A 15,177-nucleotide genomic window follows, 5' to 3' on the forward strand; every position below is an offset into this window, starting at 1 on the left:
TCCATCTTTCCACCTGCGCGGGCTCCGGCGAACTCCGCGGATCAGGCGCTTCCCGGCGGAAGCGCCTGATCTCGCGGGAGTGCCTGTTCTGGCGGGGCTTCCCGCGGGTCAGCGGGGGCGGCGGCGACCCAAGAAGAGGGCGCCCAGCAGCGGCAGCACTGACACCCACAGCAGCGTGACACCCAACGGCGGCAGCGGACCGACGAGCAGCGCCCCACCCACGAGCATCGCCGCGAACAGGACCCCGGAGGCGATCCGCCGCGCGATGCCCTCCAGCCGGTCGAGCCGCCGCTCCAGGCGCGAGGTGTCGAAGGAGACGTTGCCGTCGTCGACGCGGGTGATGATGTCGTCGATGCGCTTCGGGAGCCGCCAGGTCGTGGCCGCGTTCGCCATCGCCTGCTCCGCCATGTCCTGCATGAGGTTTCCGGACTCGTCGCGGAGCAGCCGCGCTGCATACGGCTCGGCTGCGTCCCACACGTTGAACGCCGGGTTCAGGGCGCTGCACATGCCGGAGGTGAGGGACACGGCCCGGATGAGGAGCAGCATGTCCTCGGGGAGCTGCAGCGGCAGGCGCCGCACCATGTCGCCGAACTCCTCGGCGAAGTCGGTGAACTCCCGCGGGTCCACGCGGCTCAGCTCCGCGAAGCCCATCCCGCCGAAGCGCGCGAAGAGAGCGGTCAGCGCGCGCTCCAGCTCGCCGGTGTCGGCGGTCGGGAGGAGGACGCCGATCTCCTTCGCGGCGCGCACCAGGCCGCGGCTGTCCCGGGCGGTCACCGCGATGAGGAGCGTCCGCAATCCCTGCCGGAGGTTGTCGGAGACCTCGGCCATCATGCCGAAGTCGATGAACGTCAGGCGGAAGCCCCCCTGGTCAGGCGCGGGGGTGACGAAGATGTTGCCGGGGTGCGGGTCGGCGTGCACGAACCGGTGCGTGAACACCTGATCGAACATCACCTCGGCGAAGGCATCGGCGACCGCGGAGGGGTCGATGCCCGCCGCCCGGAGCGCCGCGGTGTCGTTGATCTTGATCGCGGTGACGTCCGACAGCGTGAGCACCCGACGGGTCGTGCGCTCCCACACGATCTCCGGGGCGGCCACGCGCGGGTCGTCGGCGAAGTTCTCGCGGAACCGCTCGGCGCTACGGGCCTCGTGGAGGTAGTCGATCTCCTCCAGGCTCGTGACGGCGAACTCCTCGACGAGCGCAGGGGCGTCCACGCGGTCGGCGACGATCCGCACCCGGGTCAGCCATCGCGCCACCCGGCGGAGGGCGGCGAGGTCGACCGCGACGATCTCGTCGATCCCGGGCCGCTGCACCTTGACCACGACCTCGTCGAGCCCGGTGTCCGCCGCATCGAGCGCCGAGAGGCGGGCGCGGTGCGCCTGGCCGAGGGACGCGGCCGCGACGGGGGTGTCGTCGAACCAGGCGTAGACGCGGTCGAGCGGCATGCCGAGCTCGGCCTCCGCGAGCGCCCGGATCTGCGGGGTGGGGACGGGCGGGACCTCGTCCTGCAGCCCCTCCAGCTCCGCCGTGATCTCGGGCGGCAGCACGTCGAGGCGCGAGGACATGAACTGTCCGACCTTGATCATGAGGCCGCCGAGGTCGACGGCGAGCGTGTGGAACCGCCGCGCGAATCGCTGCATCCGGCGGGCGCGGGTGCGCTCGGCGACCCCGGACAGCCCGAACCGCGGAAGGACGAGCTCGAACCACCAGATCTTCAGGAACTCACGGCTCGCGAAAGACAGGATGCGGCGGTACCGGGCACGATGAGGTCCCTGTGCCGCCGCTGCCGTCATCGCGTCATCCTTCCGCCGTTCCGCGCCGGACGCCGCACGACGCGGTCAGTCCTGGGCGAGGATCGTGTACAGCCTACGGCGGGCCTCGTCGAGCACTTCGATGGCCTGCTGCACCTGCTCCGGCGAGCCACTGCGGCCCACCTGCGCGGCGGCCGCGGCGAGGTCGACGCCGGCCTTGGGCAGAGCGCTGTACCGGGCATCCCGATTGCGATCCTTGTCGGAAGACGGCACCCACGGCGGGGTCTCGGTGCTCTCCGCGGCGACGGCGCGGCCGGCCTCGGTGAGCGCATAGGTCTTGCGGCCGTTCTGCTCCTCGGCCTCGATCAGGCCCTCGTCGGCGAGAAGCTGGAGGGTGGGATAGACGGAGCCGGCGCTCGGCTTCCAGGTGCCGCCACTGCGCTCGGCGATCTCGTTGATGATCTGGTAGCCGTGCATCGGTCGCTCGGTGAGGAGCGAGAGGACGGCGGCGCGCACGTCGCCGCGGGCCATCCGGGACCCGCCGGAGGGACGCGACTCGAAGGACTTGCGCAGCTGGTCCATCGCCTCGAACAGCGCTCCGGCGGGACCCTGCGGTCCGCCGAGGAGGTTGCCGAGACCACCGACGAAGTCGCCGCCGCTGTTGCCGTTGCTGCTTCCGCCGAACGGGGCGGAGGGGAATGCGTTGTTCATGATGACCTCCCAGTCGTGAACGATACTCAACGATATATCGTTGAGTCTGGATATGGGGTGGGAACTTTCGCCGACGCGGCGGCTGGACGCTTCTCGGCGCGCGCCTGGCGCGCTCCACAGGAAGGGATGGTTGGCTGGAACCTCCGGCGGGGGAGAGTCGAGCCGGGAACGACCACAGGGGGACGGCAGACATGAGCAGTGCGACCGCGAACGAGGCGGCCGGAGGCCGCGTGCGGGTGAGCGTGGTGGTGCCGGTGTTCCGGCCGAAGGCGTCGTTCGACGACCTCATCGCCTCGCTCGACGCCCAGACGCTGAGTCGAGAGGCCTTCGAGGTCCTGCTCTGCGACGACGGCTCCGGGGAGGAGACCGCGGCGCGGCTGGAGAACATCGCGAAGGGTCGCCCCCACGTCCGCGTGCTGTCCCTGCCGCACTCCGGCTGGCCCGGCACTCCGCGCAACCGCGGTGTCGAGGAGGCCAGAGGGACGTACGTGCAGTTCGTCGATCAGGACGACTGGCTGTACCCGCGAGCGCTGGAGCGGTTGTGCGACTACGCGGACGAGAACGGGTCCGACGTCGTGGTCGGGAAGGAGGTGGGCATCGGACGGAAGCTGCCCGCCAAGATCTTCCAGCGCGACATCCCGCAGGCGGTGCTCGGCGAGGACCCGATCCTGGAGATGCTGACGCCGCACAAGATGTTCCGGACGGCGTTCCTGCGCGAGCACGGCATCCGCTTCCCGGACGGCAAGGTGCGGCTCGAGGACCATCTCTTCGTGATGCAGGCGTACTTCGCCGCCGACACGATCTCGGTGCTCGCAAGCGAGCCCTGCTACGCGTGGGTGAAGGAGCCGGGGAGCGCCAGCTCGGCCCGCATCGACCCGGAGTCGTACTTCCCGCATCTGGAGACCGTGCTCGACGTCGTCGAGGCGAACACCGAACCGGGGAAGGTGCGGGATCGACTGCTGCGGCACTGGTTCCGCGGCAAGATCCTCAACCGCATCGCCGGACGGCGGATGGTGAAGTATCCGGCGGAGTACCGCGACCGCCTGCTGGATGTGGTGGTGCCGCTCGTGCAGCGGCGCTTCGGCGCGGGTGTGGACGCGGGGCTGTCGTTCCCGCAGCGCATCCGGGCGGCGCTGCTGCGCGCCGACCGCCGGGACGACCTCCTGGCCTTCGCCGCCTTCGAGGCCGAGACGACGTGCACGGCGACCGTCACGGCGGCGCGGTGGTCGCGCGGCGGGCTGCAGCTGACCGCGTGGGTCCGTCTGCTTCGAGACGGCGAGGAAGCCTTCGTCTTCGAAACGGTCGGCCCCACCGACCGACTGGTCTCCCTCCCGCTGTCGACGACCGAAGGTCTGCCCCCGAAGCTGCTCGATGCCCGCAAGGAGCGCCGCGCGGACCGCGTCGACCTGGTCGCGCGCGACACGCCGACTCCCGACCAGGCCCCGACGTCGACGGCCGGTTCCGAGCGCAAGATCGGTGGCCGGCGCCCGAAGCGCCTCGACGCGGTGCCGATCGCCCTCGACCCGATGAAGGCCTTCCCGGAGCATGGCACTCGCGAAGCCGACCTCACGGTCGCGGTCCGCTACGCCGGGTGGATGTTCACCGCCCCACTGACCGCAACCCCTGACGTGACGGCACACCTCGGCCGCTCGCCGCTTCTCGCGGGCCGCCGGGTCGAGCTCGTGCGCAACGAGGACGGCAGCCTGCGGCTGCGCCGCGAGTGGCCGAAGGGCGCCTGGCGCGACGCCCTCGCGCGTGCCGCCCGACGCCTCCGCTCCCGCCTCCGGCGCTAACGCCCTCGATTGCCCTATCGAATGATTAACGATAGATTCTCGTTGTTCTTCGACAGCTCTCGGAGGTGTCCCCATGACGAAGGCGACCATCACCGCACTGCGCGTCCTTCTCGCTGTCGCCCTCGCCGGGTCGGTGGGGGTGCAAGCGCTGATCCTGCCTCTGCTGTGGCTCGACCTCGCTGACGAGCAGCCCTGGGGACGGATCACCGTCGTGGTGCTGCTCGGGGCCGGCATCGTCACACTGCAGGTGGTGGGGGTGTGCGTCTGGCTCCTCCTCACGAGGGTCCGGCGCGGAGCGATCTTCACGGCATCCTCGTTCGGACCCATCAATGTCATCATCGGGGCGATCCTCGCGGCTGCCGTGCTCACCTGGGCGCTGGCTGCGGTCTTCGCCGCCGGCACGGTCGCTCCCGGGGTGGTCGCGCTGGTCGGCGGCGCGGGCGTGGTCATCGCGGGGGTGGCCCTGCTCGTCGTGGTGATGAAGGCCCTGCTCCGCCAGGCGATCGAGCGCGACGCCGAGGCGCGAGCATTGCAGACCGAGCTCGACGACGAGGTGATCTGATGGCCGTCGTCGTCGACATCGATGTGATGATGGCCCGCCGCAAGATCGGCGTCGGCGAGCTGGCCGAACGTATCGGCATCACCCCCACCAACCTCGCGGTGCTCAAGAACGGGCGCGCGAAGGCCGTGCGCTTCACGACGCTCGACGCCCTGTGCGCGGCGCTGGACTGCCAGCCGGGCGACCTCCTGCGCTGGGTCCCGGACGAGGGCTGACCGCACCCCGTCACGCCGCGACATCGAAGCGCGCCCGTCCGCCCAGCCGGGGCGTCCGCCGCGGGTCGACCCACGCCGGCGGGAGGAACCATGGCCGACCGGCCAGGCCGGAGCCCTCGATCACGATCTCCCAGCCGTTGTCGTGGATGCGGTGATGACACGTCTCGCAGAGCAGGATGCCGTTCGAGAGATCGGTCGGACCTCGATCTCGCTGCCACCAGCGGAGGTGATGAGCCTTCGTCATCCCCGGCGGAAGCCCGCACATGGCGCACCCGCCATCCCGCTCGGCGAGGGCCAGGCGTTGAGCTCGGGTGAAGAGGCGCTTCTCGCGGCCCCAGTCCAGGACCTCGCTCGCCCCGCCGAGGACGCAGGGGATGACGCCCCCACTGGCCGCCATCCGCCGCGCGGCACCGATGTCGATCACCTGGTCGAGCCCGTCGATCGTCGCCGACCCGGTTCCTGCTTGCAGGTCGTCCAGCGATACCCGGACGATCACCGTCGCGCCGGCGAGCGGAAGCCGATCACCCTCACACCCGAGCACGTGCGCGCAGAAGAGGGACAGCGCGTCGGCCTGGACCATCGCGACGGAGCGCCGGTCTGCGTCAGCCGCCGCGCCATCGGGAGTGTCGAGGCGGGCGGCGAACACGGCGGACACGTGCCCGCGGATCGCGGTGACGACCGGCGCCGCCGTCTCGGCATCGAGCTGCGCGTGCAGGTGCACCATGCCGTCACGTTCGAAGATGCGCAGTCCGCGCCGACCGCGCTGCTCCTCCGCCCGCGGCGCCACGCCGTCGGGGTCGAGCCACGCTTCGGCGCGGAGGACGAGCTTGCGCACCGCATCGAGCTCGAGCCCTTCGGCGGCGGCGGTCAGCACACGCTCCGCCTCGGCGATGCGCTCCACACCGGCCGCCACCCGGCAGCGATCCAGAAGAGCGACGAGGAGACCGGTTGCCGGCGCTCCGAGCGCACCCGACGCGAGCTCTTCCCGAAGGAGCGGATACCGCGCGGGCAGCGGCGCACCGAGCAGGTCGCTCCGCGGCGCCGTCGCCTCTCCGACCTTCACGAGACGCTGCGCCTCGCCCGTCGAGATGCCCGTCGTCGCGGCGATGAGCTTCGCCGCCGTGCGGTACCCGCGTTGTTTCGCCAAGCTGTCGGCCCCGAGTTCCGCGCGCGACTCCCGAGCGATGCCGGCGGCCACATCGACGTGCATCGCGTCGAGCCGACGCTGCAGGAGTCCGATCGCGTCGGCGACGTCGACGAGCTGCGCGCGGGAAAGCTCCGTCGCATCGTCGGCGGCACCCCACGCCTCGTCGAGGCGATCCATCGCCTCGCGCAATCCGGACGTTTTCGACATGCTTCATTTTATCTCAGCATGGACCGACTTTCGTAGATTTGTTCGAATGCATGCCGGCATTTCGCGTTGCGCGGCCGCGCGCCTCGCGCTCCTGCCCAGACAGTTCACCCGCCCGTTCACCTCGTCGCATCCTCGCGTTCACGCCCCGCGCCTACCTTGAGTGCGGACGCGCGACCGCGCTCACGAAACCAGACAATCTTTGTGCCTTCACCACAAGAACCGGTAGTGTCGCATCGACACACCTCGAAGGCGAGAAAGGGACGAACATGGCCGACAGGCAGCAGAGGCGCTGGACGCTCATCGGATTGACGGCCGCGACGGCGATCGCACTCACCGGATGCACGGCGGGCGGCGACGGAGACGCGGGCGATGGCGGCGGCAGCGATGGCGGCTCCGGCGACACCCTCATCGTCTACACGAACTCGAACAGCGACGGCCGCGGCGAGTGGATCACCGAGAAGGCGGCGGACGCGGGCATCGACATCGAGATCGTGGGCCTCGGCGGCGCCGACCTGACGAACCGCATCATCGCGGAGAAGAACAACCCCGTCGGCGACGTGGTCTTCGGCCTCAACAACATGTTCTTCGAGCAGCTCAAGACGGAAGAGGCCATCACGGCCTACGAGCCGAGCTGGAGCGGCGAGGTTCCCGCGGACGCCGGCGACCCGAAGGACGGCGCGTTCTGGCCCCTCGTGGAGCAGGCGATCGTCACGGTCTACGACGAGAACCGCATCAGCGACGCGCCCTCCGACCCCGACGACCTGTACACCGACGAGGAGTACGCCGGCCGCTACGAGGTCAACCCCGCGCTCGGCCAGGCCACCCCGCAGCTCGTGCTCGCCAGCATGCTCAGCCGCCACCTCGACGAGGACGGCGACCTGGGCGTGAGCGACGAGGGCTGGGACCTGGTGAAGTCGTACTACGCCAACGGCTCGCCCGCCGTGGAGGGCACCGACCTCTACGCCCGCCTCACCCGCGACGAGGTCGACTACGGCGTGCTCCCCTCGAGCGGCATCGCGTCCCGCGACGAGGAGTACAGCACCAGCACCGGCATGATCGTCCCGGAGTACGGCGTCCCCTACGTCACCGAGCAGATCGCGCAGATCAACGGCACGGACAACGAGGAGAAGGCGCAGGAGTTCATCGACTGGTTCGGCAGCGCCGAGGTCCAGGGCGAGTTCGCCGCCGAGTTCAACGCCATGCCGGTGAACGAGGGCGCGGTCGAGGACGCCAACCCCGAGGTCGTCGAGCTCATGGGCACGCTCGACCGTCAGGACATCGACTTCGGTTTCGTGAGCGAGAACCTCGGCGCCTGGGTCGAGAAGGTCACGCTCGAGTACATCGGCTGACCCGAGCCGTCCCGCCGCTCCGGCAGAGAGAGAAGACGATGATCCGTTTCGACGACGTCGAGGTCGTGTTCGGCGACCACCGTGCGGTCTCGCACCTCGATCTGGAGATCCAGGAGGGTGAGTTCTTCACCCTCCTGGGTCCGTCCGGATGCGGCAAGACCACCGCCCTGCGCACACTCGCGGGCTTCATCGAGCCCACCGGCGGGCGCATCCACATCGCCGGTCGCGACGTGACCCGCGTGCCGAGCGAGAAGCGCGGCGTGGGCATGGTGTTCCAGAACTACGCCCTGTTCCCCAGCATGAACGTACGGGAGAACATCGCGTTCGGCCTCTCGGTGCAGAAGGTGTCGAAGGCCGAGCAGCGGCGGCGCGTGGACGAGGTCGCCGACCGGACCGGACTCGCCGCGTCGCAGCTGGAGAAGAACGTGGCGGAGTTGTCCGGCGGCCAGCAGCAGCGCGTCGCCATCGCCCGCGCGCTCGCCCTGACCCCCAGCATCCTGCTGCTCGACGAGCCGCTGTCGAACCTCGACGCCAAGCTCCGCGTGCAGCTGCGCGAGCAGCTCAAGGAGCTGCAGCACGAGGTGGGCGTGACCACCGTGTACGTCACGCATGACCAGGAGGAGGCGCTCACCCTCAGCGACCGCATCGCCGTGCTCGACGCCGGGACGCTGCAGCAGGTGGGCACCCCCGAGGAGATCTACGACCGCAGCGCGACGCCCTTCGTCTGCCGGTTCATCGGCGAGAACAACCGCCTCACGCCCGCGCAGCTCGTCGCGATCGGCGCGGGCCTCGACGCCACGGCCGAGAGCTACGTCCGGCCGGAGAAGCTGCACCTGGCGTCGCCGTCCGAGGCCACCGCCGGCGGCACGGCGTCGCTCGACGGCACCGTCGCCGAGCGCACGTACCACGGCAGCCACAGCGTCTACACGGTCTCCGCTGCCGACGCGACGCTCCGGGTGAGCGTGCCCGCGGCGGCGAGCGCGCGCCGCTGGGACGTCGGCGATGCCGTGCGCATCGACGTCGACCCGCGGTGGATCCTGCAGTACCCGGCGGCGTGACATGAGCGCTCCGCAGAACGACTCCCGTCCGGTGCCGCCGCCGTCCGCGGCGATGACGGACACCCCCGGCGCCCTGACGACCGAGGCGGCCGAGGCGGGCACCGCGACGAAGCCCCGCCTCCGCCGCGGCCGTCCCGGCAGCGTGCGCGCGATGCTCCGCTCGCCGCTCGCCTGGGTGACCGGCATCGTCGTGATCTGGTTCGCCGCCGCCTTCCTCGTGCTGCCGAACGCCGAGCTGCTCGCCGCGACCTTCTTCCCGGACGGACAGTTCAGCATCCGCGCCGTCGAGAAGCTGCTCGGCAGCGAGCGCGCGCTGAAGACGCTCGGCAACAGCCTCCTCCTCGCGATCACGCTGTCCGTCACGGTCAACGTCGTCGGGGTGTTCATCGTGCTGGTGACGCAGTACTTCCAGGTGCGCGGCGCGAAGCTCCTCTGGCTCGGCTACGCCACGACACTGATCTACGGCGGCATCGTGCTCGCCGCCGGCTACAACTTCATCTACGGCAAATTCGGCTTCATCACGAATCTGATGGTGAACATCTGGCCGGACATGAACCGGGACTGGTTCTCCGGTTACTTCGCCGTCGTGTTCGTGATGACGTTCGCGACGACGACGAACCACATGCTGTTCCTGTCCTCGTCGCTCGGCAAGGTGGACTACGCGTCGATCGAGGCCGCGAAGCTGATGGGCGCCTCGACGTGGACGATCCTGCGCCGCATCGTGCTGCCGGTCATGAAGCCGATGCTCTTCGCGGTCACGGTGCTGACGTTCCTCATCGGCCTCGGGGCCCTCACCGCGCCCCTCGTGCTCGGCGGGCCGGACTTCCAGACCGTCGCGCCCCTCATCATCGACCTGTCGCGCAGCCCGATCACTCGTGACATCGCCGCGCTGCTGGCGATCGTGCTCGGTGTCGCGACGATCATCCTGCTCGCGATCATGAACCGCGCCGAGAAGTCCGGCGTGTACTTCTCGGTGGCGAAGGTGGCGACGCCGATCCAGAAGCAGCGGATCAGCAACCCTTTCGCGAACGCCGTCGTGCACGTGGTCGCCTACCTGCTCTGGGTGATCTACCTCATCCCGGTCGTGCTCATCGTGGTCTTCTCCTTCGTGGACGCGCGGAGCATCCTCGCCGGATCCATCACGCTCGACAGCTTCACGCTCGACAACTACATCACCGTGTTCTCCAGCGCGGCGGCCCTCCGGCCGTTCATCGTGAGCGTCGTCTACAGCGCCCTCGCTGCGGTCATCGTGGTGGGCGGGCTGCTGTTCGTCGCGCGGATGATGCAGAAGCACCGCAACCTGCTCACCACGGCCATCGAGTACGTGCTGCACATCCCGTGGATCCTGCCGATCGTGCTGATCGCGCTGGCCTTCGTGATGGCGTTCGACGCCCCGCAGCCCCTCGTGGGCAACATCGTGCTCACGGGGACGCCGGTCCTGCTGCTCGTCGCGTACATCTGCGTGAAGATCCCCTTCACGCTGCGGCTGCTCAAAGCCGGGTTCGCGTCCGTGCCGGACTCCCTGGAAGACGCCTCGCGCATCCTCGGAGCCCGCTCGCTGACCACGTTCCGGCGCGTGCTCATCCCGCTCGTGCTGCCGACTGCGGCCGCGATCACCGCGCTGAACTTCAACAGCCTGCTCGACGACTACGACGCCGCGATCTTCCTCTACCACCCGCTGTACAAGCCGCTGGGCGTCGCGATCCAGGAGAGCACGCGCGGGGAGAACAACCTCGACGCGATGCCCATCACGTTCGTCTACACCGTGCTGCTCATGATCATCATGGGTGTCACCATGTATCTCGTGTATGGACGAGGTTCGCGCGCCGGAGCGCCCCGCCGACGGAAGCAGCGCGCATGAGCGGGGCGGAGGCCGGGACGCCCGCCCTGCGGGTCACGATCAGCGACGTCGCCGCCGCGGCCGGGGTGTCCCGCGCGACGGCGACCAGGGCGCTGAAGGGCGAGGGCCGTTTCGCACCGGAGACGCAGGAGCGCATCCTGGAGGCGGCCGAGCGACTGGGGTACGTGCGCAACACGATTGCCGCCGAGCTCGCCGCGGGACGCACCGGCACCGTCGGCCTCATGCTGCGCGATGCGAGCAACCCCGCGTACGGTCTCCTCTTCTCCCGGTTGCAGGAAGAGGCCCATCAGCGCGGCCTCGACCTCGTGACCGTCACGATCGGTGCCGACGAGCAGGGCGCCAAGCAGGTGAATGCGCTGCACCGGCTGCTCGGCATGCGGGTCGCGGGACTCATCGTCGCCACCGGCGGCATCTCTGCGGCGCAGCTCGAGCCGTTCGCCGACCAGGTGCCGATCCTCCGTGCCGGGCGCGTGGAGTCGGCGGGCCGCATCCACACCGCCCACTACGACGACGAGGGCCACGGACGTCTGCTCGCGGAGCACATCGTCGCGCTCGGGCATCGGACCGTCGTCGTGCTCGCCGGAAGCCCCGACGCGTCATACCCGGAGCACCTCCGCGCGCTCGCGATGCAGGAGGTCCTGACCGCGGCGGGCGTCGCCGTGACGATGATCTCGGCCGGTGCGCGTCCCGAGGACGGCGTCGACGAGGCCCTCGCCGCCGTGCGCGCCGGGGCGACCGCCGTCATCTGCGCCTCGGACTACCGGCAGCTCGCCGTCATGCGCGCCGCCCGCGCGGCCGGGCTCCGCGTGCCGGAGGACGTGAGTGTGACCGGGTGCGACGGCATCCTGCCCGGCGCCGATCTGCTCGGGCTCACCACCCTGCGGATCCCCGTGGAGGCGGTGGCCGCGGCCGCCGTCGAGACCATGCAGCAGCTGCTCACCGCGGACGAGCCGGAGACGCTCGTGCGCCGCTCCTTCACGGGAACGCTCGTCCCCGGGTCCACGGCCGCCGCCGTCTGACCCCGCCCCGACCTGCCTCCGTCCGCCGACCAGGAAGAGACATGATCCTCACCGAACACCCTCGCCCGTCGCACACGTTCGTGCACATCTCCGACACGCACCTGCCGGGTGAGCGGTCGCCGCTGTACGGCAGCGGGGCCGACGCCGACGCGAACCTGGCGGAGATGCTCGACCGGCTCGTCGCCTCGGGTCTCCGTCCCGACGCGCTGTTGTTCACGGGGGACCTGACGGACCGGGGAGACGCCGCCGCCTACCGGCGCCTGCGCGAGCTCGTGACGCCCGCTGCCGCGGCGCTCGGCTGCGAGGTCGTGTGGGCGGCCGGCAACCATGACGACCGCCGTGCCATGCGATCGGAGCTCGGACTCGCGGGGGCGGGTGACGAGCCGATCGTCGAGGTGCGGTGGTTCGGGGGGATGCGCGTCATCGTCGTCGACTCGACGGTGCCCGGCGCGCATTGGGGGGAGGTGCCGTCGTCGCAGCTGGATCGGCTGGAGGGAGAGCTGTCGACGGCGGCACCGCAGGGCACGCTGCTGCTCATCCACCATCCGCCCCTGCCGACGGTGCTCGACCTCGCCGTGACGGTCGAGCTGCGGGATCAGGACGCACTGGCCGCGGTGCTGCGGGGGTCGGATGTGCGGGGCATTCTGTCCGGGCACGTGCACCACCCGTCGTTCGGCACCTTCGCTGGGATCCCCGTGGCCGTGGCCTCGTCGAGCGCGTACGGACAGGACCTCGCGCAGCCCGTCGGCGCCACCCGCGGACAGGATGCCGCGCAGGGCTACAACCTCGTGCACGTGTACGCCGACACCATCGTGCACTCCGCCGTCTCGCTCGAACGCGGGGCGGATGTCGGCGAGCCGGTCGCCGCCGATGAGGCCGGGCGACGGATCGCCGGGGTCGGGATCGACTGGCGCGACTAGACGGTCACGAGGTCGTCATCGGCGTCACCTCGACGTCGATCGAGCCGAACGGGAACGGGCTGACGACGCTCCAGGAGTCACCGGTGAACTGCTCGAGCGGGATCAGCGCGAACCACACGTGCGAGACGACGATCGCGAGCACCACGAGCAGCCCGACTCCGCGCAGCGTCCACTCCAGGGTGCGAAGCGCCGCGCGCTCGTCGGTCGCCTTCATCACGCGACCGAGTGCGAGCAGCACGATGACGGCGATGGCGATGTAGACGAGGGGGCTCGGCGCGAGCGTCAGCTGGATGCACTGCGGCGCCTCGTCGACAGACTGGCCCGCGGAGTCGATGAACCCGCCGTTCGCGTCGACGCCCCCGGGGCAGATGCCCTTGCTGGCGGTCATGAACGCCGGATAGAGGAACGCGACGATCAGCGACCAGAGGAGGACGCGACGGATCGCGGCGATGACCCCGGCGCCGGGGAGCGCGGCGGATGCCGTGTCCGGGGCGGTGGAGGGGGCGAGCGACGACATGCGAAGGCTCCTTTCGGGGCGGTCGTGTTCATACTGGCGGATGTGGGGTGCGGGGCGGAAGGGGGCGGGGCGGGCGGCTCGCGCATCAGACGTAGGCTGGAACGTCTGCCTCCTCTCTGAGGCGCCTTCCCCTGGAGCCCTCCATGTCTGCACCCGCCCTCGACGACCGCGCGCGCTATCGCGCCCACCCCTCCGTGCTCGATGCGCTGAAGAACCCGCGCATGCTGACCCGCGAGGTGCTGGCCGGACTCGTCGTCGGGCTCGCGCTCATTCCGGAGGCGATCGCGTTCTCGGTGATCGCGGGGGTGGACCCGAAGGTCGGGCTGTTCTCGTCGTTCATCATGGCGGTGTCGATCGCGTTCCTCGGCGGGCGACCGGCGATGGTGACCGCGGCGACGGGAGCCGTGGCGCTCGTGATCGCTCCGGTCGCGCCGACGTACGGGCTCGACTACTTCATCGCGACGGTCATCCTCGCCGGGATCTTCCAGGTGGTCCTCGGAGTGCTCGGCGTCGCGAAGCTCATGCGGTTCATCCCCCGCAGCGTGATGGTCGGGTTCGTGAACGCGCTTGCGATCTTCGTGTTCAGCTCGCAGTTCCCGCAGCTCATCGATGTGCCGTGGCTGGTGTATCCGCTGGTGGCGCTCGGGATCGTCGTGATGCTGGTGATGCCGAAGCTCACCAAGATCGTGCCGGCGCCGCTCGTGTCGGTGATCATCGTGACGGGCGTCGTGCTCGCCTTCGGGATCACGGTGCCGACGGTCGGGGATCAGGGCGAGCTGCCGCGGAGCCTGCCGTCGCTGTTCATCCCGAACGTCCCGCTGACGTGGGAGACGTTCACGATCATCGCGCCGTTCGCGCTCGGGGTCGCACTCGTCGGGCTCATGGAGTCGCTGCTCACCGCGAAGCTCGTCGACGAGATCACCGACACCCACTCGAACAAGACGCGCGAGTCGTGGGGGCAGGGCGTCTCGAACGTGCTCTCCGGGATGTTCGGCGGCATGGGCGGGTGCGCGGTGATCGGTCAGACGATGATCAATGTGAAGGCGTCGGGCGCGCGGACCCGTATCTCCACGTTCTGCGCCGGGATCTTCCTGTTCCTGCTGGTGGTCGTGTTCGGCGACTTCGTCGGGACCATTCCGATGGCGGCGCTCGTGGCCGTGATGATCATGGTCGCGATCGGAGCGTTCGACTGGCACAGCGTGCGGCCGTCGACGCTGAAGCGGATGCCGAAGAGCGAGACCTTCGTGATGATCGCGACGGTGGTGCTGGTGCTGATCACGCACAACCTGGCGGTCGGGGTCGTCGGTGGGGTGCTCGTTGCGTCGGTGCTGTTCGTGCGGCGTGTGGCGCACTTCGTTTCGGTTCGTCGGGTTCTAGGACCCGCGGGCGATGTGGTGACGTATGTCGTGGAGGGGGAGTTGTTCTTCGCGTCGAGCAATGACCTGACGACGTTGTTCTCCTATACGGAGGATCCGGATCGGGTGGTGGTGGATCTGTCCGGGTCGCATGTGTGGGATGCGTCGACCGTTGCGGCATTGGATGCGATCGAGACGAAGTACGCAGCGTTGGGGAAGACGGTGGAGATCGTCGGGATGAACGACTCCAGCGGGACGATGCATGGGCGGTTGACGGGCGGGTTCGAGTAGTCCCGTTCGACGCCGGTGCGCTGACTCGACATAGGGACCGTCGCGCAAACCTGCCGCGCGAACCAGGTCGATGTAGTCGGACCATGGCAGCGAAGCCGATGCTCCTCGCCACTTCACCGGCTCCTGGTGGGCAATGAGATCTGCCGCACGTTCGCCCTACGAGGCGCAACGCTGTGAAGTGGGACGCGATGCGGCTCGGGGTCCCCGTGTTGTTCGACGACATCTAGAAAGACGAGCCTTGGAAGTGGAGCCGCAGGGCACCGGCAGGCCGCCGAGGAACGCAACGTAGCCGACGCCGCGCTACGACGGGCGACTTGCCGCGACCTCACGATCGCGGTCTACGGCTCAGCTTCGCGAGCGCGTGCAGTCACGAGTCTGCTGACGCCATTCCCTCCATCCGACCGCTTTACGCCCACCTGCGCCGGC

Annotated in this window: 13 protein-coding genes; 9 read left to right on the forward strand and 4 right to left on the reverse strand. The window is 69.8% G+C overall.

What is annotated here, in order from left to right; translation table 11 throughout:
• Positions 1-108 precede the first annotated feature (108 nt).
• Positions 109-1,791, reverse strand: a complete 1,683-nt coding sequence (locus CYL12_RS11390) for an ABC1 kinase family protein (RefSeq protein ID WP_101847705.1) — start codon at positions 1,789-1,791, stop codon at positions 109-111.
• A gap of 45 nt (positions 1,792-1,836) precedes the next feature.
• Positions 1,837-2,460, reverse strand: a complete 624-nt coding sequence (locus CYL12_RS11395; protein ID WP_101848771.1) for a PadR family transcriptional regulator — start codon at positions 2,458-2,460, stop codon at positions 1,837-1,839.
• 191 nt (positions 2,461-2,651) lie between these two features.
• On the opposite strand from CYL12_RS11395, the gene CYL12_RS11400 reads away from it, so the two are divergent.
• The 3 genes from CYL12_RS11400 (at position 2,652) to CYL12_RS11410 (ending at position 5,027) form a co-directional block, all read left to right on the forward strand.
• Positions 2,652-4,253, forward strand: a complete 1,602-nt coding sequence (locus CYL12_RS11400; protein ID WP_101847706.1) for a glycosyltransferase family 2 protein — start codon at positions 2,652-2,654, stop codon at positions 4,251-4,253.
• A 73-nt stretch (positions 4,254-4,326) separates the two neighbouring features.
• Positions 4,327-4,815, forward strand: coding sequence for a DUF2975 domain-containing protein (locus CYL12_RS11405; RefSeq protein WP_101847707.1), 489 nt, complete (start codon positions 4,327-4,329; stop codon positions 4,813-4,815).
• Complete coding sequence (locus CYL12_RS11410; RefSeq protein WP_062633238.1) at positions 4,815-5,027, forward strand: helix-turn-helix domain-containing protein; 213 nt, start codon at positions 4,815-4,817, stop codon at positions 5,025-5,027. Before CYL12_RS11405 ends, CYL12_RS11410 begins: the two co-directional genes overlap by 1 nt.
• Positions 5,028-5,037: 10 nt before the next feature.
• Here CYL12_RS11410 and CYL12_RS11415 read toward each other — a convergent pair whose 3' ends face one another.
• Positions 5,038-6,381 carry an HNH endonuclease signature motif containing protein gene (locus CYL12_RS11415; RefSeq protein WP_233486718.1) on the reverse strand — a complete coding sequence of 448 codons (1,344 nt, stop codon included), beginning with the start codon at positions 6,379-6,381 and terminating at the stop codon, positions 5,038-5,040.
• Between the two features lie 266 nt (positions 6,382-6,647).
• On the opposite strand from CYL12_RS11415, the gene CYL12_RS11420 reads away from it, so the two are divergent.
• The 5 genes from CYL12_RS11420 to CYL12_RS11440 are packed head-to-tail and all read left to right on the forward strand — an operon-like array spanning position 6,648 to position 12,588.
• The gene (locus CYL12_RS11420) at positions 6,648-7,730 is read left to right on the forward strand and encodes an extracellular solute-binding protein (RefSeq protein WP_101847709.1); all 1,083 of its coding nucleotides are present in this window, start codon (positions 6,648-6,650) and stop codon (positions 7,728-7,730) included.
• A 38-nt stretch (positions 7,731-7,768) separates the two neighbouring features.
• Positions 7,769-8,788 (forward strand): ABC transporter ATP-binding protein, encoded by a 1,020-nt coding sequence (locus CYL12_RS11425; protein WP_101847710.1) that lies wholly within the window; start codon positions 7,769-7,771, stop codon positions 8,786-8,788.
• A 1-nt stretch (position 8,789) separates the two neighbouring features.
• Positions 8,790-10,649 (forward strand): ABC transporter permease, encoded by a 1,860-nt coding sequence (locus CYL12_RS11430; protein ID WP_353615383.1) that lies wholly within the window; start codon positions 8,790-8,792, stop codon positions 10,647-10,649.
• Complete coding sequence (locus tag CYL12_RS11435) at positions 10,646-11,668, forward strand: LacI family DNA-binding transcriptional regulator (RefSeq protein WP_101847711.1); 1,023 nt, start codon at positions 10,646-10,648, stop codon at positions 11,666-11,668. Before CYL12_RS11430 ends, CYL12_RS11435 begins: the two co-directional genes overlap by 4 nt.
• Before the next feature lie 41 nt (positions 11,669-11,709).
• A complete protein-coding gene (locus CYL12_RS11440; protein WP_101847712.1) occupies positions 11,710-12,588 on the forward strand; it encodes a metallophosphoesterase in 879 nt (292 codons plus the stop codon).
• Between the two features lie 4 nt (positions 12,589-12,592).
• On the opposite strand, the gene CYL12_RS11445 is transcribed toward CYL12_RS11440, so the two are convergent.
• Entirely contained in the window at positions 12,593-13,105 is a 513-nt protein-coding gene (locus tag CYL12_RS11445) for a hypothetical protein (RefSeq protein ID WP_233486719.1), read from the reverse strand.
• Positions 13,106-13,248: 143 nt separating this feature from the next.
• Here CYL12_RS11445 and CYL12_RS11450 point away from each other — a divergent pair, with 143 nt between their 5' ends.
• Positions 13,249-14,751 carry a SulP family inorganic anion transporter gene (locus CYL12_RS11450; RefSeq protein ID WP_101847713.1) on the forward strand — a complete coding sequence of 501 codons (1,503 nt, stop codon included), beginning with the start codon at positions 13,249-13,251 and terminating at the stop codon, positions 14,749-14,751.
• Positions 14,752-15,177: the final 426 nt, after the last annotated feature.

It is taken from the genome of Zhihengliuella sp. ISTPL4 (genome assembly GCF_002848265.1).
Classification (GTDB): Bacteria; Actinomycetota; Actinomycetes; order Actinomycetales; family Microbacteriaceae; genus Microbacterium.